General features: G+C 65.8%; 15 protein-coding genes and 1 pseudogene. 12 read left to right on the top strand and 4 right to left on the bottom strand.

The genetic code is table 11. The features are described 5' to 3' along the window. The first annotated feature begins 72 nt into the window (after positions 1-72). The 7 genes and pseudogenes from pyrH to IV501_RS00745 all read left to right on the top strand — a co-directional run bounded on the left by pyrH (position 73) and on the right by IV501_RS00745 (position 4,968). Positions 73-786 carry a UMP kinase gene (pyrH, locus tag IV501_RS00775; RefSeq protein WP_200554511.1) on the top strand — a complete coding sequence of 238 codons (714 nt, stop codon included), beginning with the start codon at positions 73-75 and terminating at the stop codon, positions 784-786. A 109-nt stretch (positions 787-895) separates the two neighbouring features. After that, a complete protein-coding gene (frr, locus tag IV501_RS00770) occupies positions 896-1,450 on the top strand; it encodes a ribosome recycling factor (protein ID WP_200554510.1) in 555 nt (184 codons plus the stop codon). Between the two features lie 95 nt (positions 1,451-1,545). Further along, positions 1,546-2,460, top strand: coding sequence for a phosphatidate cytidylyltransferase (locus IV501_RS00765; protein WP_200554509.1), 915 nt, complete (start codon positions 1,546-1,548; stop codon positions 2,458-2,460). Between the two features lie 41 nt (positions 2,461-2,501). Beyond that, positions 2,502-3,053, top strand: coding sequence for a DivIVA domain-containing protein (locus IV501_RS00760; RefSeq protein ID WP_200554508.1), 552 nt, complete (start codon positions 2,502-2,504; stop codon positions 3,051-3,053). A 415-nt stretch (positions 3,054-3,468) separates the two neighbouring features. Then, positions 3,469-3,762, top strand: a pseudogene (locus tag IV501_RS16730) (aggregation-promoting factor C-terminal-like domain-containing protein); the annotation flags it as partial. Between the two features lie 157 nt (positions 3,763-3,919). After that, positions 3,920-4,222, top strand: a complete 303-nt coding sequence (locus IV501_RS00750; protein WP_200554506.1) for an Rv1322 family protein — start codon at positions 3,920-3,922, stop codon at positions 4,220-4,222. Continuing rightward, the gene (locus IV501_RS00745; protein ID WP_200554505.1) at positions 4,219-4,968 is read left to right on the top strand and encodes an alpha/beta hydrolase; all 750 of its coding nucleotides are present in this window, start codon (positions 4,219-4,221) and stop codon (positions 4,966-4,968) included. The genes IV501_RS00750 and IV501_RS00745 overlap by 4 nt, the downstream gene beginning before the upstream one ends. A 3-nt stretch (positions 4,969-4,971) precedes the next feature. Here the strand turns inward: IV501_RS00745 and IV501_RS00740 are convergent, their stop codons facing one another. Both IV501_RS00740 and IV501_RS00735 read right to left on the bottom strand, forming a co-directional pair. Continuing rightward, positions 4,972-6,036, bottom strand: a complete 1,065-nt coding sequence (locus IV501_RS00740) for an AI-2E family transporter (RefSeq protein ID WP_200554504.1) — start codon at positions 6,034-6,036, stop codon at positions 4,972-4,974. 39 nt (positions 6,037-6,075) lie between these two features. After that, on the bottom strand, positions 6,076-7,962 hold the full coding sequence (locus IV501_RS00735; RefSeq protein ID WP_200554503.1) for a coiled-coil domain-containing protein: 1,887 nt from the start codon (positions 7,960-7,962) through the stop codon (positions 6,076-6,078). A 270-nt stretch (positions 7,963-8,232) separates the two neighbouring features. Here IV501_RS00735 and IV501_RS00730 point away from each other — a divergent pair, with 270 nt between their 5' ends. Further along, entirely contained in the window at positions 8,233-9,990 is a 1,758-nt protein-coding gene (locus IV501_RS00730) for a DUF8094 domain-containing protein (protein ID WP_200554502.1), read from the top strand. Next, a complete protein-coding gene (locus IV501_RS00725; RefSeq protein WP_200554501.1) occupies positions 9,987-10,916 on the top strand; it encodes a co-chaperone YbbN in 930 nt (309 codons plus the stop codon). Before IV501_RS00730 ends, IV501_RS00725 begins: the two co-directional genes overlap by 4 nt. A 56-nt stretch (positions 10,917-10,972) precedes the next feature. Here IV501_RS00725 and glgB read toward each other — a convergent pair whose 3' ends face one another. Continuing rightward, on the bottom strand, positions 10,973-13,330 hold the full coding sequence (gene glgB, locus IV501_RS00720; RefSeq protein ID WP_200554500.1) for a 1,4-alpha-glucan branching protein GlgB: 2,358 nt from the start codon (positions 13,328-13,330) through the stop codon (positions 10,973-10,975). After that, positions 13,222-15,240: an alpha-1,4-glucan--maltose-1-phosphate maltosyltransferase gene (locus IV501_RS00715; protein ID WP_200554499.1), complete on the bottom strand. Its 2,019-nt coding sequence runs from the start codon at positions 15,238-15,240 to the stop codon at positions 13,222-13,224. Before IV501_RS00715 ends, glgB begins: the two co-directional genes overlap by 109 nt. A 118-nt stretch (positions 15,241-15,358) precedes the next feature. Here IV501_RS00715 and glgP point away from each other — a divergent pair, with 118 nt between their 5' ends. The 3 genes from glgP (at position 15,359) to IV501_RS00700 (ending at position 19,379) form a co-directional block, all read left to right on the top strand. Beyond that, a complete protein-coding gene (gene glgP, locus IV501_RS00710; RefSeq protein ID WP_200554498.1) occupies positions 15,359-17,953 on the top strand; it encodes an alpha-glucan family phosphorylase in 2,595 nt (864 codons plus the stop codon). Between the two features lie 89 nt (positions 17,954-18,042). Then, on the top strand, positions 18,043-19,017 hold the full coding sequence (locus IV501_RS00705; protein ID WP_200554497.1) for a hypothetical protein: 975 nt from the start codon (positions 18,043-18,045) through the stop codon (positions 19,015-19,017). After that, on the top strand, positions 19,014-19,379 hold the full coding sequence (locus tag IV501_RS00700) for a GntR family transcriptional regulator (RefSeq protein WP_200554496.1): 366 nt from the start codon (positions 19,014-19,016) through the stop codon (positions 19,377-19,379). Before IV501_RS00705 ends, IV501_RS00700 begins: the two co-directional genes overlap by 4 nt. Positions 19,380-19,493 lie beyond the last annotated feature (114 nt).

Genomic DNA, 19,493 nt, shown 5'->3' with positions numbered 1-19,493 from the left:
GCCCATTCCCATGCCAGGCGCACGGTTTACGACCGGTAGCCTGGATACCGCACACCGATTGAAGGAGAAAGCATGACCGACGCGCACAAGAGACGGGTTCTCCTCAAACTCTCCGGCGAGGCATTCGGCGGAGGCTCGCTCGGCGTCAATCCCGACGTGGTGAGTGAGCTCGCCAAAGAGATCGCTGCGGCGGCTCAGGATGTCGAGATCGCCATCGTCGTCGGAGGTGGCAACTTCTTCCGAGGTGCCGAGCTCAGCCAGCGCGGAATGGACCGTGGCCGTGCGGACTACATGGGCATGCTGGGCACCGTCATGAACGCCCTCGCCCTGCAGGACTTCCTGGAGCAGGCGGGAGCCGCGACCCGCGTGCAGTCCGCCATCTCGATGACCCAGGTCGCCGAGCCGTACATCCCGCGCCGCGCGGAGCGCCACCTCGAGAAGGGGCGCGTCGTCATCTTCGGTGCCGGCGCCGGCTTGCCGTACTTCTCCACCGACACCGTCGCTGCACAGCGTGCGCTGGAGATCAGTGCCGACGTGGTGCTGGTGGCCAAGAACGGTGTCGACGGCGTGTACGACGCCGATCCGCGACACAACGCCGACGCCAAGAAGATCGACGAGATCACCTATCAGGAGGCTCTCGTTCAGGGCCTGAAGGTCGTCGACTCGACCGCCTTCAGCCTGTGCATGGACAACAAGATGCCCATGGTCGTGTTCGGGATGTCCCCGGCCGGCAACCTGACGAAAGCGATCGCGGGCGATCGCATCGGCACACTCGTCAACAACTAGCTCAGCAGCAGCCGGCCCGCCAGTCAGCCAGCCACAGCGGCCCGGCGTCACCGCAGCCAGTTCCTAGCCCGATAAACTCTCGACAGACCGCCCTCGAAGGAGCAACACCGTGATCCCTGAAGTCCTGGCAGAAGCCAAAGACAAGATGCACAAGTCCGTCGAGGCGGCGAAAGACGATTTCAGCAACGTCCGCACCGGGCGTGCAAACCCGGCGCTATTTCAGAAGATCCTGGTGGACTACTACGGAACGCCGACTCCGCTCGGCCAGCTCGCGGGAATGAACAACCCCGAGGCGCGCACCCTGCTTGTCACGCCGTATGACAAGGGTGCGTTGAAAGAGATCGAGCGCGCGATCACCAACGCACCGAACCTGGGTGCCAACGTGGGCAACGACGGCACGATCATCCGTGTGACACTGCCCGAGCTCACCGAAGAGCGTCGCCGCGAGTTCGTGAAGATCGTGCGCGGCAAGGGCGAGGACGCCAAGGTGTCGATCCGCAACATCCGTCGCAGCGCGAAAGACGACCTCGACGGCCTCAAGAAAGAGGTCGGCGAAGACGAGATCGCTCGCGGCGAGAAGGAGCTCGAGGCGGTCACCAAGGCCAACATCGACGCGATCGATGACGCACTGAAGAAAAAAGAAGCCGAGCTTCTCGAGGTCTGATGACTCGCGCTCCTGATGACGCTCAGCCTTCGGAGGGCGGCCAGCCGACCGCGCCCAGGCGGCGTCGGCCGTTCCGTCGCGCCGACGCAGAGGCCATGGCGCACGGACTCGAGGAAGACTTCAGGGTGCAGGTCGCCGCGACCCGCGCCCAGTTCGATGCGACGCAGGAGAAGATCCAGGCACGCACCGGCCGCAATTTGCCGGTAGCCATCCTGATCGGTCTGGTGCTCGGCGGTGGTCTGCTTGCCAGCCTGCTGATCGTCAAGGCGCTGTTCATGGTCTTCGCGGCGCTCCTCATCGGCTTCACCACGTTCGAGCTCGCCAGCGCGCTACGTTTCGCGGGGCGCAAAGTTCCCCGCGTCGGAAGTGTGGTGGCGGGCGTCGCCATCGTTCCCGCGGCCTTCTATGGGGGAGCGGGCGGTGCATGGTTAGCGCTGCTCGGCGGCATCGTATTCGTGGCGCTGTGGCGCCTGGTCGAGTCGGCATTTCCCAGTCATCGCACCACCGTTCGCGCGTTCTGGGCGGATCTCGGGGCGACGACCCTGGTGCAGGTATACGTGGTCTTCCTCGCGAGCTTCACCGTGGTGCTCACCGCGCAGCGCGGCGGGGAGTGGTGGACTCTCGCCTTCCTCATCATCGTGGTCGGCATCGACACCGGCGCCTATGTGTCTGGACTGCTCTTCGGCAAGCACAAGATGGCGCCGAAGATCAGCCCGAAGAAGACCTGGGAGGGGTTCGCCGGCTCGGTCGTCGTGGCTCTGATCGCGGGCATCCTGCTGTCGCTGTTCATGCTGCACGAGCCGTGGTGGTTCGGCCTCGTGTTCGGGGCTGTGATGGTCTTCACGGCCACGATCGGCGATCTCACCGAGTCGCTGATCAAACGCGACCTCGGAATCAAAGACATCAGTACCTTCCTGCCCGGCCACGGCGGGTTCCTGGATCGTCTCGACTCGACGCTGCCGAGCGCGGCGGGCGCATACGTCTTGTTCCTGATCTTCGCTACGCACTGACCGCTCTGCCGACTCCCCGTGCCGTAGGGCACAATGGTCGCGTGAGTACTACGTTTCCCCGCACCCGAACGTCGCGACGCGGCTACAGCATCGAACAGGTCGAAGACTTTCTCGAGGATGCCCGCCAGGCCTACACCGCCGATCCGAACGCCCCCGTCGTGGTGAGTTCGGAGTCCATCCGGCAGATCGCTTTCGCGATGCAGAAGGGCGGCTACTCGCCGACCCACGTGGATGCGGCGCTGGAGCGGCTTGAAGACGCCTTCGCCAATCGTGAGCGTGAGCGCGCGGTGCAGCAGAGCGGCGACCAGGCCTGGTACACGGAGGCACGCACTATCGCGCAGGAGATCCTGGCGCGACTCGCGCGGCCGCTTGGTCACCGCTTCGATCGGGTGAAACTGCTCAGCACGGGGTACGACCGCAAGCAGGTCGACGCCTTTGCCGCTCGGCTCACCAGCTACTTCCAGGAGGGGCGCCCGATGAGCATCGAAGAGGTGCGCACCGTGGCCTTCCGCCCCAAGAAGGGCGGCTACCGCGAAGCTCAGGTGGACCTGTTGCTCGACTCCGTCGTCTCGGTGATGCTGGCAGTGCGCTGACTCGATGGGCCTTTTGCGGCCATCTGGGCTAAATTGGTAGGCGATGAGTAGGCAAGCGAATTCTTTATCGCCCGTAGCCTCCCCTAGCGGAGTCGGTGCCCGGCCCCGCGGGCGGTCCGCTCAAATGAGGCATACTCGCATGCAGTACTCATTGCCCATCTTCGCGTTCACCGCCGCTCTCGCATTCGTCGTCGTTTTGGTGTTCGCGCCGCAGACTCCCGCGGCCTACGCCGACCCCATCGCGGTTGGCGGTGCGGCGGCTCATCCGGCGCCTCAGAGCCTGAGCGTGATCGGCCCGGTGTCCGCTCCCGGCGCGCGCGACAACTACACCGTCACCGCCAAGATCATTCCGGTGGCGCCTCCGGTCGCAGCCAAGGGCAAGGCTGCCGCGGGTCCTGCGGTGCCGGCGGGTGAGGCTCAGCAGATCGCCTACGGAATGGTTCAAGCGCGTGGCTGGGGCGACGACGAGTTCTCCTGCCTGGTCTCGCTCTGGAACAAAGAGTCGCACTGGAGCACCACAGCGGGCAATCAGTCCAGTGGCGCGTACGGCATCCCGCAGGCTCTGCCCGGGTCGAAGATGGCGTCAGCCGGGGCCGACTGGGAGACCAGCGCCGCCACCCAGATCACCTGGGGGCTCGGCTATATCAGCGGGCGCTATGGCACGCCGTGTAACGCCTGGGGTCACAGCCAGTCCACGGGCTGGTACTGATAGCGCCTGGCCCCGTAGGCCAGGATCGAACCGATCGAACCGATCGAACCGATCGAACCGATCGAACCGATCGAACCGATCGAACCGATCGAACCGATCGACAATCCGAGCGGGTCATGAGCGCCCGGCCTGTCGGCAGACCTCGTAGGCTTGACGGGTGCCTAGATCCAATCGTCCGCGCAGACCCCACCAGTCTGACGCGCGGAGTGACGAGGATGTCGACCTCTCCCGCGTTCTCCATGGGGCGCTGCACAGCGAATCGAAACGTGACGGTCTGTGGAACGTACAGCCCATTGCGCCGGCCTCCGCGGTCAAGTACTACGTGTGCCCCGGCTGTGGCCTCGAGATCGCTCCCGGTACCCCGCACCTCGTCGCGTGGCGGGCGGATGGCCTGATGGGCGAGGCCGACGACATCGCCGCCCGTCGCCACTGGCACTCGCACTGCTGGAAGATCCGATGACCACAGCGCCCGAAGACCCGGGCATCGAGATCCGCGGCGCGGTGGAGCTCCCGGCCCGGAGGGAGGCGGTCGAACTCCGCACCTCCGATGGCTTGAGTCTGGTCGGCGAACTCTCGCTGCCCCTGCACCGCGACCCGGTCGCCACGATCGTTGCGCTGCATCCGTTGCCGACGGCGGGCGGATTCATGGACTCGCACATCATTCGCAAGGCCGCCGCTCGACTGCCGGCGCTTGCCGACCTCGCCGTGCTGCGCTTCAACTTCCGCGGGGTCACCTCGCCGCACGGTACCTCCGAGGGGTCGTTCGGCGACGGCGTCACCGAACGCTTCGATCTGTCTGCGGCGATGGATCTCGTCGCGGCTCGCGGACTCCCACATCCGTGGCTGGTGGGCTGGTCGTTCGGCACCGAGGTCACGCTCAAGTGGGGTCTCGAACATCCGATCGAGGGGGCCATCCTGCTCTCTCCGCCGCTGCACCGCACGTCGGATGCCGAGATAGCAGCCTGGGCCGATTCAGGTCGAAAGCTGGTCGCGCTCATTCCCGAGCTGGACGACTTCCTGCGCCCGGCGGACGCCGCGGAGCGGTTCGCTGTGGTGCCGCAGATCGACTTCGTGGCGGTCGAGGGCGGCAAGCACCTGTGGGTGGGGGAGAGTCAGACCCGCCGCGTGCTCAGCGAAATAGTTCTGCGGCTCAACCCGGCAGCGCTGCCGCTGCCCGAGTGGTTCCCGGCCGACCGGCTGGCATAGCCTCTACAACTCGTTTTGGCGAGGTACGACGACCTGGTCGATGATCAGCAACACCGCGGCAGCGACCGGGATGGCGATCAGGGCGCCGAGGATGCCGAGCAGCGAGCCGCCAGCCAGAGCCGCGATAACGACGATGGCACCCGGCACCTTGACCGCCCGCGTCATCACCCGCGGGTTGATGACGTAAGCCTCGATCTGCATGTAGGCGAGGTAGTAGATCGCGACGATGATGGTCGGCCACGGCCCGCTTTCGCCGACGGTGATCGCGAGCGTGCTGAGGGTTATCAAAATGCTGCCCGACAAGGTTCCGACCAGCGGAACCAGGGCGAACAGGAAGGCGATGAAGGCGAACAGTGCCGGGTATTTCACGCCGAAGAACGACATGATCGAGAGGAAAATGAAGCTCGCGATTCCGTTGGCGAGGGCGATCGTCGCCTGACCGATCACATACCGACCCACGGCGTCGGTGATCTGCTCTGCGATGTCGGCGAACCGCTCGCGCTTCGAGGCGGGCACCAGGCGGTAGACCCCACGCTTGAGAGCGGACAGCGACGCGACGAAATAGATCGTCAGGATGCTGATGATGAACAGACCCGTCACGCCTCCGGCGATGCCGATACCCACGTTCAGCAGTCCGCCACCGATCTTGCCGGCGTTGCTGGTGAGGTAGCCGCCCGCATTGTCGATCAGCTGTTGCAGGTCGATGAAGCTCGGCAGGTTCTTCTGGATGTCGGGGATGAACTGTGATGTCGTCACCGTGCTGATGAAGGCGGGCAGCGTGCCGATGAGGTTGTTCACCTGGTCGACGATGACCGGCACGAGAGCGAACACGAGGCCGACGAGCACCCCGATCACCACGACCAGCACCGTGAGGATGGCAGCCCAGCGCGGGAATTTGCGCTTCTCCAGCCACGACACGGCCGGGTCGATACCGAGCGAGAGGAACAGCGCTGCGCCGATGTAGGTGAGGATCGTGGAGAGCGTCGCCACGGCCCCGCCGATGGCGATCGCCACGATGACGCCGAGCCCGCCCAGAAGTCCAAGCCGGAATGCGTTCTGAATCTTCACGGCGTCCCCCGGCTCGGTGTGTGAACGTCTCCGCGCGCGCTACTCGCCCGAAGAAACCCTCTCGGCCTGCGTCAGCACACCGCGAAGGCTCTCGAAGTAGCCGGCGACGGCTTCGCGCTCAATTCTAATCTTGGCCAGGCGGTCTTCCGCGTCGGACACGAGTTGAGCACTGCGCTTCTCCGCGTCCTTCACGAGCTCGATCGCGCGGGCCTCGGCGGCAGAGATGGCTGCAGAAGTGTCGTTGGCGGTTTTCTCGGTGAGCTCGCGTGCCGCGGCTCGCGTCTCGCTGACGATGTTGTCCGCCTCGTGCCGCTTTTCGGCGGCGGCTGCGGTGAGCTCGGCCAGCTGCGCCTGCGCATCGTCGAGGTACTTCTGCATCTGCGACACCGCCTCCTGGTGCTTGGCCAGGAAATCTTTCTCGGCTTCGTCCCTGCGTGACTTTAGCTCGACATCCAGATCGGCGCGAGCCTGCTCGGCGTCCAGGGCGATGCGGCTGCGCGTCTCGGCCACGTCGTGCGCGAGTTGTGCGCGGGTCTGCTCCGACTCGCGGGTGACCTCAGCCTCGAGGGCCTCGATCTCGCGCTCGGCGTTGGTGCGTTGCTGCTCGAGGTCGATGGCGAGCGCCGAACGCGCAGCCTCCAGCTCGGCCTCGAGCTTGGCGCGGGCCTCCTCGACTTCCTGGTCGAGTTCGTCAAGGGTGCGCTTGGTGTCGAGCTCCAGCTGGGTGCGGGCGCTGGTGATCTCCAGCTCGGCCTCGGCGCGGCCGGCGGCGATCTCCTGCTCGAGAGCGGTGCGGGCGCTGCTGAGCTCCAGCTCGAGCGCGGCGTGAACGGCGTTCGTGTGCTGCATCAGGTCGGTGCGGGCGGCAGCGGCCTCGAGTTCGATGGCGGCGCGGGCAGCTGCGGTCTCCTGCGTCAGCGCTGACCGGGCAGCGGATGTCTCCTGCTCCAGCAGATCGCGGGTGGCTACGGCCTCCTGCTCCAGTGCCGACCGCGTCGCCGCAGCCTCGTTCGCGAGTGCGTCGCGCGTGGCGGTGGTCTCGTGCTCGAGGCGAGCACGGGCATCAGCGGTGTCGTGTTCGAGGGTGGTGCGCGCCTCGTCGATCTCGCGCTTGAGCTCAGCGCGCTGGTCGTGAGCGTTCTGGATGAGCAGGGCGCGGCTCTCCTCGATCTCGCGAGCGAGGTCGGTGCGCTGCTGTTCCGTCTCGCGGGCGAGGTCTCCCCACTGCTTCTCGTTCTCGCTGATGAATTCGGCTCGGCCGAGCTCGGTCTCGCGGGCGAGCGCGGCGGCGGCATCTCGAGCCTCGGTTGCCTCTCGGCTGGCGACGACCTTGAGCTCTGCCGCCTCACGCTCGGCGTCTGCGCGAACGGCAGCTGCCTCACGCTTCGCGGTGGTGCGGGCCTCGGCGGCTTCGGTGGCGACGGCGCCACGGATGGCCGCGGCCTCCCGCAGGGCGTCCTGCGTGAGCGCTTCGGCCTCCGCATTCGCGAGCTCCCGCCGCTCGGCCGCCTCGGAATATGCGGAATCGAGCGCCGCCTTCGCGGTGGCCCTGGCTTCCGTCACGACGCGCTCGGCGGCCTCCATGGCGTCCACGCGCAGCGCGGTGATCTCGGCCTGCACGCTGCTGCGCAGCTTCTCGGCGTCGATGTCGGCCTGGCTGATGATGCGGGTCGACTGCTCTTCGGCGACGCGCAGCGTGTTCTCGAGTTTCGTGCCGAGCCCGCTGTAGGTGGGGCTGCCGGTCTCCTCGATCTCCGCCTGCAGATCCTCGACGGTCGAGTTCAGGCGCTTGACCTCTTTGCTCGCTTCGGCCTTGTCGGCGTTGGCCTTGATGAGCTCGCGGCGCAGGTCCTGAATAGCGCTATCCACCTCGTCGCGGTTGTATCCGCGCATGGCGGTACTGAAGGACTCGTCGTCGGCAGCCACGGTGATCTCCTCGTGAGTTCGTAAAGTATTGACGGCGCCTATCGGGGTCAGGGGCCGAACGCTCAGAGTTTAGCCTGAGCCATGAGGCACGTTCACAGCCTGCCTGGGCTACCCTGGGATGTCTTTGCCTGTTGCCACCCCGGGCCCACCAGCCTGGAACCCCTGTACTCGCCCCCTAGTGCGAGTCGTCACGATCGCTCATTTGAGTGCATCGAGACATGGGTCGCCGACCTCCTGTCGCGTCGAGCAACACGAAAGGAGTACCCCAACGTGCGTTTTGTCGCCGCCATCGTGGCGTTTGTCATCGCTTTCGGAATGATCGCGTACGGATTCGCCCAGCGAACCGTGCTCGCCGCGCCATCGACCCTGACGGCGTCCGTCTCCACAGACTCGCCCGCCACTGTGACGCTGATCGATTCGAAGACCCTGCAGTCGCTACCCGGGCGTCAGAAGATCGACATCAGCGGTTCATCCACTGTTTTCGCCGCATACGGTCGAACCGAAGACGTGAAGGCCTGGGTCGGCAAGACCACCTACAACCGAATCGGCTACAAAGCGTCGACGCAGAAGCTCACCAACACGGTCGTCGAGGGTAAGGCGACGAAGGTCCCGAACCCGGCAGGGTCCGACCTGTGGCTTGGACACTTCTCGCACGCCAAGGCCCTTACCTTCACCGTCAACGTGCCGAGCGACATCACCGTGCTCATCGTGTCCAACGGCACCGACCCGGCTCCGAACAATATCTCTCTGCAGTGGCCGCTCGACAATCGCACCCCGTGGTCGGGTCCGTTGATGGCCGGGGGACTGCTGCTGCTGCTCATCGGCATCGGCCTGTATATCTGGGCGGTCGTCCATCATCGTCGGTCCAGGGGGCCGCGGCGAAAGACTCCCAAGATGCCGAAGGTGCCTCGGCAGCGCGGGTACCGCCAGCGCCGCGCGGTCTCGTCGACCGCGGGACGACGCTCGATCCGGCGCAAGATGGTCGTGGCGACTCCCGTGCTGCTGGTGGGCACGCTGCTTCTCAGCGGATGCTCGTCCGAGCTCTGGCCGGAGTTCCTCGGTGGCGCACATCAGGCCACCCCCTCGCCCTCCCCGACCACGGCGGCACCGGCCGGGGAGAAGCTCGACCCGCCAGCGGTGTCGATCCCGCAGCTCAAAGAGATCGTGGCGCGCATCTCCACCGTTGCCACCGAAGCCGACAAGACCAACGATCCGACCCTCGCCGCGACTCGGTTCACCGGCGCTGCTCTAGCCCTGCGGTCGGCGAACTATGCGATCCGCAAGGTCGACAACACCGTTCCCGCGCTGTTCCCGATTCCCGCGACCGCCGTGGGTCTCACCCTTCCGCAGGCGACCGACGCCTGGCCCCGCACCGTCTTCACCGTGGTGCAGAACCCGCAGGACAAGACCGTTCCGCCCGTCGCCCTCATGCTCGTGCAAGACACGGCACGAGACGATTACAAGGTCAACTACGCGGTGCAGCTCGAAGCGAAGGTCGACTTCCCCAAGGTGTCGGCCGCCAACATCGGGGCGTCGCCCGTCTCGCCCGACTCGAAACTGCTGAAGCTCGCCCCGCAGGATCTCGCGCTCGACTACGGCGACATCCTCGACAAGGGAACGGCGAGTCCGTTCACCAAGGACTTCGACCTGACCGCCGACAAGTTCATCTCGAGTTTCGGCAACGACTACCGCAAGGCGACCGCCGCGGCGTTGCCGGCGACAGCGGCGATGACGGTGGCCAACGGCAACGGAACCAATCCGGTCATTGCCCTCTCCACCAACGATTCCGGGGCCATCGTGGCGACCGAACTCGAGGAGACGGTCACCGTCAAGCCGAATGAGGCCGGCGCCGCGGTCAACCCCGAAGGCCAGGTCAAAACGCTCTCCGGCATCACCGGCTCGACGAAAGGCACCGTCTCGGTCTACGGTGACCAGTTGTTGTTCTATGTGCCGAAGGCCGGAACCAAGGGCAAGATCACACTGCTCGGGTTCGCTTCGGGTCTGATCTCAGCCAAGGAATTGCCGTGACCAATCTTCCTCCGTCCGCCGCCAACCTGCGCGGCGCCGTAGACCTCTCTTCGCTCACCCGTCCCGCGGCACCCCAGGGTGCACCCGCGGCGGCTCCCGGGGGAGGGGTGCCGGTCCCGTCGCTGGTGCTAGATGGAACGGATGCCAACTTCACCGGCATCCTCGACCTCTCGCAGCAGGTACCCGTCATCGTCGAGCTGTACGCCGGTAGCCCGTCGGCGCTGCTGCAGAGCGTCATCCTGTCGTATGGAGGCCGGTTCATGCTGGCCAACGTCGAGGTGAACGGCAACCCCCAGCTGCGCGAGGCCTTCCGCGCCACGGCGGCGCCCACGGTCGCCGCCGTTATCGGCGGACGCCCCATCGCACTCTATGAGGGCGAGATCTCCGACGCGGAGATCCGCCAGGTGCTCGAGCAGGTCGCGACCCTCGCCGCGCAGAACAACGTGACCGGCGTGGCCACCCCGCAGAACGCGGATGCCCCCGCCGAGAACGCCGAGCCGGTCGAAGAGCCGCTGCCGCCGCATCACCAGGAGGCCTACGACGCGATTGCCACCGGCGACTACGAGACGGCGATCGCGGAGTACAAGACGGCCATCGCGCAGAACCCGCGCGACCAGCTGGCCGTGGCCGGGCTGGCACAGGTGTCGCTGCTGGCCCGACTGGGTAGTGCGAGCGCCGCCGACATCCGCGCCGCCGCCGGAGCCACGCCGACGGATCTCGATGCTCAGCTTGCCGTGGCGGATCTGGATGTCTCGGGCGGGCACCTCGAGGATGCCTTCCTGCGTCTGCTGGACCTGTTCCCGACGCTCGATCAGGCGGGCAAAGACCGAGTGCGCGCGCGACTCGTCGACTTCTTCGAGATCGCCGGCGGCGAGGACCCTCGCGTGATCGCTGCGCGTCGCCAGCTGACGATGTTGCTCTACTAGCCCCGTCGCTGGTCGAGTAGCGCCCGAGCGCGTGCGCTACTCGACCAACGCCCGAGCTACCGGCGGAGCTTGAGCCAGAGTCCGGCGAGCGGCGGCAGTGTGAGTTCGGCGGAGGCCGGACGGTCACCCCACGGAGTGTCCGTCGCTTCGACCGCGCCGAAGTTGCCGACTCCCGAGCCGCCGTACTCCGCGGCATCCGTGTTGAGGATCTCGTCCCAGGTGCCCGCGAAGGGCAAGCCGATGCGATACGGCCCCACCGGGTTGCCGGAGAAGTTCATCAGCACCGCTATCGGATTGCCGTCGTCATCCCAGCGCAGGAACGACACCGCATTGTGCTGGGCGTCGCCAGCATCGAGCCATTCGAATCCGCCAGGATCGTTATCGCGCAGCCAGAGGGAAGGAGTGTCGCGGTAGACACGGTTGAGCGCCCCGACGAGGTTCAGCAAACCGCGATGCACCGGCTGGTCGAGAATCCACCAGTCGAGGCCGCGCTCCTCCGACCACTCCGAGGGCTGGCCGAATTCCTGGCCCATGAAGAGCAACTGCTTGCCGGGATGCGCCCACATGAACGACAGGAACGCCCGAAGATTGGCGAGTTTCTGCCACTGGTCTCCTGGCATCTTGTGCAGCAGCGAGCCCTTGCCGTGCACGACCTCGTCGTGGCTGATCGGCAGCAGAAACTGTTCCGTGTAGGCGTAGACCATCGAGAAAGTGATCTCGTTGTGGTGGTAGGACCGGTTGATCGGGTCCTCCTCCATGTACGAGAGGCTGTCGTGCATCCAGCCCATGTTCCACTTGATGCCGAACCCGAGCCCGTCCGCGTTGGTGGGGCGGGTGACGCCCGACCATGCAGTGGACTCCTCGGCGATCATCACGATCCCGGGATTGCGCTTGTAGGCGGTGGCGTTCACCTCTTGCAGAAAACTGATCGCCTCGAGGTTCTCGCGCCCGCCGTTCTTGTTCGGCAGCCACTGGCCGTCTTCGCGGGAGTAATCGAGGTAGAGCATCGAGGCCACAGCGTCGACCCGGAGACCGTCGATGTGGAAGTCTTCGAGCCAGTACAGCGCGTTGGCGACGAGAAAGTTGCGCACCTGAGAGTCGCCGAAGTTGAACACCAGGGTTCCCCAGTCCGGCTGTTCGCCCCTGCGCGGATCGGAGTGCTCGTAGAGCGGCTGCCCGTCGAAGTTGGCCAAGGCCCACTCGTCTTTCGGGAAGTGCGCGGGAACCCAGTCCATGATCACGCCGATGTTCGCCTGATGCAGGCGGTCGATCAGGTACCGCAGGTCGTCGGGATGCCCGAATCGGCTGGTCGGTGCGTAATAGCCGGTCACCTGGTAGCCCCAAGACCCACCGAACGGATGCTCCGCAAGCGGCATGAACTCCACGTGGGTGAACCCGGTCTCGTGGATGTACTCGATCAGTTGATCGGCGAGATCGCGGTAGCCGAGTCCCGGCCGCCAGGATCCCACGTGCAGCTCATAGACGCTCATCGGGGAATTGTGCGGGTCTATGTTCGCCCGCCCGGACATCCACTCGCCGTCGCTCCAGCTGTACTGGCTCTCGCCGACCTTCGATGCGGTGAGCGGGGGAATCTCGGTGTACCGCGCCATCGGGTCGGCGCGGGTGACCCACTCGCCGCCCTGCGTTCGCAGTTCGAACTTGTAGGCGGTGCCCGGGTGCAGGCCCGGGATGAACAGCTCCCAGACCCCGTTGTCGTCGAGACGCCTCATGGCATGGCCGACGCCGTTCCAGTCGTTGAAGTCGCCGATCACGCGGGCTGCGGTCGCGTGCGGTGCCCAGACCGAGAAGCTCGTGCCAGCCACGTCTTCGTGCGGTCGGTAGTGCGCGCCGAGTACGTGCCAGAGCTGTTCGTGGCGGCCCTGGCCCCACAGGTAGAGGTCGACCTCGCCCACCGACGGCACGAATCGGTATGGATCATCCACGGTCCAGTCCGGTGCGCCGTCATAGACGGTCTCCAGCGTGTACGCCTGGCCCTCGCCGGGCGCGAAGCCGTGCCAGAGCCCATGGGCGGAGTGGGTGAGCGGTACCCGCGAGCCGTCGGCACGCACCGCCGTCACCGATTGCGCGAGCGGGCGGATGGCGCGAACGACGAATCCGCCATCGATCGGATGCTGGCCGAGAGCCTCATGTGGCTGTGGGTGGCGGCCCTCGACGAGGGCCGTGACGTGATCGGGGTGCAGCGCCGGGAGGGTTGCCGTGTTCGCCTTCGCGAGCTTGCGTCCAGCAAGAACCGGACCCGTTTGGGTGGATGTCGCGGGGGGCGTCGTGCCGTTGGTGTCTGACATCATTCGCCTCTCTTGTGATTGGTGGCGGTAGGGGTGCGGAGCGCGATGCTCAGGATGTGGACGGGTTCGGTGAACGCGTCCAGCCGGACGTAGTTGTCCGTGCCCCATGTGTACACCTGCCCGGTGAGGAGGTCGGTCACCTCGAAGGTCTCGCCGGCGAGGTAGCCGAATTTGCGCGGGTCGAGGTGCACCGTGGTCTCGCGCACCGAGTGAGGATCGACGTTGGCGACAACGATGATCCCGTCGCCGCTGCCATTCGCCGTGAACTCGGGTGCAATGTACTTGCTGTAGACCAGAATCGAGTCGTCATCGCTCCAGTGCACATCGAGGTTGCGCAACTGCTGGAGGGCCGGATGCTGGTGCCGGATCTCATTGAGTCGCGTGATGTACGGCGCCAGCGAGCGGCCTTCGGCTTCGGCAGCAGCGTAATCGCGGGCTTTGTACTCGTACTTCTCGTTGTCGATGTTCTCTTCTGAGCCGGGCCTTGCCACGTTCTCGAACAGCTCGTAGCCCGCGTACACGCCCCAACTCGGCGAGGCCGTCGCGGCGATCGCCGCGCGGATCTTGTACGCGGCCACACCGCCGAACTGCAGGTAGGCGGTGAGGATGTCGGGCGTGTTCACGAAGAGATTCGGCCGGAAGAAGGCATCCGTCTCATGGGCGAGACCGTCGAGGAACTCCTCGAGCTCGAGCTTCGTGTTGCGCCAGGTGAAGTAGGTGTACGACTGCTGGAACCCGGCCTGTCCGAGCGAGTACATCATCGCCGGCGCGGTGAACGCTTCGGCCAGGAACACGATCTCGGGGTGCTCGGTGTTGACCTCGTGCAGCAGCCACTCCCAAAACTGGAGCGGCTTGGTGTGCGGGTTGTCCACCCGGAAGATCTTCACGCCCAGCCCGATCCAGTACTGCACGATGCGCAGCACTTCACGGCTCAGGCCCTCGAAGTCGTTGTCGAAGTTGAGCGGGTAGATGTCCTGGTACTTCTTGGGCGGGTTCTCGGCGTAGGCGATCGACCCATCCGGGAGCGTGGTGAACCACTCGGGGTGCTCCGTGACCCAGGGATGATCGGGCGAGCACTGCAGAGCCAGGTCGATGGCGAGTTCGAGTCCCGCCTTCTTCGTCGCCTTCAGGAAGGTGACGAAATCCGCCTCGGTGCCGAGATCGGGGTGGATGGCGTCGTGGCCGCCCAACGCCGACCCGATGGCCCAGGGCGAGCCGGGGTCATTCGGTCCGGCATTCAGCGTGTTGTTCGGCCCCTTGCGAAAGCTGACCCCGATCGGATGAATCGGCGGAAGGTAGAGCACGTCGAAGCCCATCGCGGCCACGGCCGGCAGGCGTTTGGCGGCGGAGCGGAAGGTTCCGCTTTTCCAGCTGCCGTCGCGGTTCTTCTTGGCGCCCTCCGACCGGGGGAAGAACTCGTACCAGGCCCCGAGGCCGGCGCGCGCACGCTCCACCCGCAGGGTCTGCTCCTCGCCGCGGGAGAGGATGGCGGCGAGCGGGGTGCGCTCGATCTCCGCGGTGAGCAGGGGGTCCAGCGCGATCGCAAGACGTTCTTCTGCTGACGCGCGCTTGCTGGCGAAGCCTTTGGCGGCATCCTTCAGCACGGTGCTGGTCGGGTCGGCTTTGGCCGCGCGCTTCAACAAATCGGCACCGATGCCGAGCATGAGCGGCACGTCGACGCCGGCCGGGATCTTGATCTCTGCGTTGTGCAGCCAGGTCGCCCACTCGTCGACCCAGGCCTGAATGTGCCAACGCCATTCGCCTGCCACCGGCAGTTGGGCCAACACCTCCCAGCGGTCGCTGCCCTCGCCGAGGTCGGTCAGCCGGTGGGTCGTGCGCTCGCCGCTGGGGCTGATGAGCACGAGGTCGGCCCCGAGCTGATCGTGACCCTCTTTGAAGATGGTCGCGCTGAACGGCACCACCTCGCCGGCAAAAGCCTTAGCCGACCAGCGGTCTTCGGGTTGAAGGGGGGACAGGTTTCGGATCGGGATGCGACCGATCCGTGGTTCATAATCCATAGCCACCCTCCGCACAGTAGCCCCTGCGACGAGTTTGCAAACCCCCATTCGCATCGTGTGTACGCCGTGTTCATTTCAGTGATCGCCGCGGCAACCTGTGCGGGCCTATGGTGGGACCGTGAAGGCAATCCGACGTTTTACTGTCCGTACAGTCCTCCCAGCCTCCCTCGGTGCGCTCGAGGAACTCGCGACCAACCTGCGCTGGTCGTGGCATCTGCCGACCAGACGCCTGTTCGAGCAGATCTCTCCGGCTGAGTGGGTAGCCAGCCAGTACGACCCGATCGCGCTGCTCGGAGCCGTCGAGCCGGCTCGTCTCACCGAGTTGGCGGATAACTCGGAGTTCGTCAATCGCGCCAACGAGTTGCTCGCCGACCTGCACACCTACCTCACCGAACCGCGCTGGTGCCAGCAGAACACGTCGGAGAGTGCGCCGAAGTCGATCGGGTACTTCTCCCCGGAGTTCGGTATCGCCGCTGCGCTGCCGCAGTACTCGGGCGGCCTCGGAATCCTCGCCGGCGACCACCTCAAGAGCGCATCAGACCTCGGTGTGCCCATCATCGGCGTCGGCCTGTTCTACCGTTCCGGCTACTTCGCCCAGTCGATCTCCGCCGACGGCTGGCAGGAGGAGGCCTATCCGGTGCTCGATCCGGACGGACTGCCGCTGTCGGTTTTGCGTCATCCGGACGGCACGGCCGCCCAGGTCGTGCTAGCGCTGCCGGGCGGGCGTGCCCTCTACGCGCGGGTCTGGCGAGTGCAGGTCGGGCGCGTGCCGCTGCTGTTACTCGACACGGACATCCCCGACAACGACGACGACCTGCGCTCGGTCACCGACCGACTGTACGGCGGCGGGGGAGAGCACCGGCTGCTGCAGGAGCTGCTTCTCGGCATCGGTGGTGTGCGGGCGATTAAGCTGCTCACCGAACTGACCGACATCCCTGCACCCGAGGTGTTCCACACCAACGAGGGCCACGCCGGCTTCCAGGGGCTGGAGCGCATCAACGATCTCGTCGCGGCGGGGCTGACGTTCCAAGACGCGCTCCAGGTCGTGCGGGCCAGCACGGTATTCACCACCCACACGCCAGTACCAGCGGGTATCGACCGTTTCGACGCCTCGCTCATCAGCCAGTACTTCTCCACCGACCTGCTTCCCGGAGTGGCGGTCGCCGACGTACTAGCAATCGGTGCCGAGGACTACCACGGCGGTACCCCCGGCATGTACAACATGGCGGTCATGGGCTTCCGGCTCAGTCAGCACGCCAACGGCGTCTCGCTGCTGCACGGCGAGGTCAGCCGCGGGATGTTCGGGCAGCTCTGGCCCGGATTCGATCAGGCGGATGTCCCGATCACCTCCGTCACGAACGGTGTGCACGCTCCCACCTGGACCGACCCCTCCCTGGTTGCCTTGGCGCAGGACAAGCTCGGCACCCTCGATACCACCGCGGCCGACTGGGGATCGGAGGCGGTCAGCGATCTCGACCTCTGGACCGTCCGCAACGGCATGCGCGAACAGTTCGTGCAGGATGCCCGCCGCCGCGTCTCTGCCGCCTGGGAGGAGCAGAATCCCGGTGTCGGCGACCCCGGCTGGTTCAGCGAACTGCTCGACCCGAAGGTGCTCACCATCGGCTTCGCCCGGCGCGTGCCCACGTACAAGCGCCTCACCCTAATGCTCAACGACCCGGAACGCCTGCGGTCCATTTTGCTCTCCAAAGAACATCCGGTGCAGATCGTCATCGCCGGAAAGTCGCACCCGGCCGACGATGAGGGCAAGCGTCTGATTCAGAAGCTGGTGGAGTTCTCTCAGGAGCCCGACATCCGGGGTCGTATGGTGTTCCTTCCCAACTACGACATCGCGATGGCGCAGAAGCTCTACCCGGGCACGGACATCTGGCTGAACAATCCGCTCCGCCCCCTTGAGGCCTGCGGCACCTCCGGCATGAAGGCGGCGCTCAACGGCTCGCTCAACCTGTCCATCCTCGACGGCTGGTGGGCCGAGTTCTACGACGAGGAGAACGGCTGGGCCATCCCGAGCGCCGATGCCGCCGGCGACCACGCCGAGCGCGACAAGCTCGAAGCCAACTCGATGTACGACCTGATCGAGAACCAGATCGCACCGCGCTTCTACGATCGTGACGCCGACGATGTGCCGAAGCGCTGGGTGCAGGGAATCCGTCACACCCTGGCAACGCTGTCGCCCGAGCTGTCGGCGAATCGCATGGTGCGCGAGTACGTCGAACGCTTGTACACGCCGGCGGCGATCGCCGCACGAACGATCGCGGCAGACGCATTCGCCCCGGCGCGCGCCTTCGCCGCCTGGAAAGAGAAGGTGCGCGCGGCCTGGCCGAACGTCGCGGTGACGCACGTCGAGTCGGGCGGAGTGGATGCCGTACCGCAGGTAGGCGACCAACTCCACGTGAGGGCCTCGGTGACGCTCGGCGGACTCTCCCCGGATGACGTGGCCGTCGAGGTCGTCTATGGCCGTGCTCGAGACGGGGACACCCTCGAGAAGCCGGAGCGTATCGAACTTTCCGGGTCACTGGAGGGCGCACCCTCGTCCAACCCGGGCAGCAGCGTGCAGTTTCCCGTCGTCACGCAGTACACCGGAACGGTCACTCTCTCACGTGCGGGAAGCTTCGGCTACAACGTGCGCGTGGTGCCGCGCAATCCGCTGCTCGCCGAGGCCGCCGAGATGGGACTCATCGCCGTCGCGTCGTAGCGCCCCGACGCCGACTCGCACCGACCCTCGACTCCCCGGGCTCGTATTGATACATTGATACAAAGTCCAATCAACGGGGAGTGGAAGCAATGACGGACACGACCACGCTGCTGGCGCTATTCGGGCTCGGGCTCGTCGGCATCGCGATCGGCTTCGCGGTCACGCGGTTGCGAGACTGGCAGCGTCGCTTCGAGCTGTTCGCTCACCAGTCCGAGTTGCGAGTGTCAGACGAAGTCATCACCGCTGCGGTGATCAGGCGACTGCGGCGAACGGAGAACGGAAGCGCCAGCGGTGCGCTGGTGGGTCTTCTCCTTTCGGCGCTCCTGTTCGCCATCGTCCATCCGGCCGACTTCCAGGGTTTCGTCTGGGGTGCTGTATTGCCGCTCATGCTCCTCGGCGTCACGGCCGGTTCGATGGCGGCGTCGGTCAGCGACGAGTTGTTTTCTCCAGACGAGCACGCTCCCCGCGTCGCCCGAGCGGTGTCCGTCACCATTCGCGACTACATCAGTCCGGTGCGGTTCTGGCTGGTGCCGGCTTTGATCCTCACCGCCTCACTTCTGGCGGTCATGGGCCTCGTTTTGTCCTCGATCGGGGTCATCGACCCGCCGCGGTACTTTGAGAGTTCCGCAGTGTGGGTGGCTGCGCTAGCAGTCGTGCTCGCTATCGGCGGCGCGATCGCTGCTCGCATCGTCATCCGCCACAAGCAGGCGGCATCTGACCAGCTCGAACTCGCCTGGAGCGATGCGCTACGAGCAGATACATTGCGCAACCTGTGGGTGTTCGAAAGCGAGGTCGGTTGGCTGGCCGTCGTGTTCGCAGGCCTTGGCATTTTGAGAGCGCTTGACACTCCGATCGAGCCCCAGTGGGCACGAATCGTTCTGCAACTTTCGGCCAACCTCGGGATTATCGCGCTCAGTCGCGTATTCAACTACGGCGGCGGGCGAAACTACTTTCGGTATCGTCTCTGGCCGATCCTCGGCGACGTGGGCGAGATTGTCGACGATTCGGAAGAGGACGACTCTGAGGAGAGCGACGACGCTAGGGCTGCGGAGCGCCGCCCGTGATCGTCGTCGACCCGCGCTCGGCTGTGCCGCCGTTCGAGCAGATTCGGGTGCAATTGGTCGCGCAGGTGCAGTCGGGCGAGTTGCCGCCGGATGCCCGGCTCCCCACGGTGCGCAAACTCGCGAGCGATCTGCGGCTGGCTCCCAACACTGTCGCGCGCGCCTACCGCGAGCTCGAGCGCGCGGGCGTGATCGAGACGCGCGGGCGCCATGGCACGTTCGTCGCCCCGCATGCTGACCCGGTCCGTCGGCAGGCGCAATCCGCAGCGGAATCATATGCGCGGCAGGCTGTGGCTCTCGGGCTGGGTGTCGACGACGCCGTCAGGCTTCTGCGTGACACATTCGAGGCGGGTGCCGTTCGCTGAGGACGGAATAGTTGCACTGCGAAACGCGGACGCTTTTTTGATACGCGATGTTACTAGGCCGTGGGGATCAGGAATATCGGGGCAGTCACTTCACGTCGTTCCGGGCCGTTCCGG

It is taken from the genome of Lacisediminihabitans changchengi (genome assembly GCF_016634425.1).
GTDB lineage: Bacteria > Actinomycetota > Actinomycetes > Actinomycetales > Microbacteriaceae > Lacisediminihabitans > Lacisediminihabitans changchengi.
The sequence above is the reverse complement of the archived record's forward strand: the minus strand, read 5'-3'. Positions and strand labels throughout refer to the sequence as shown.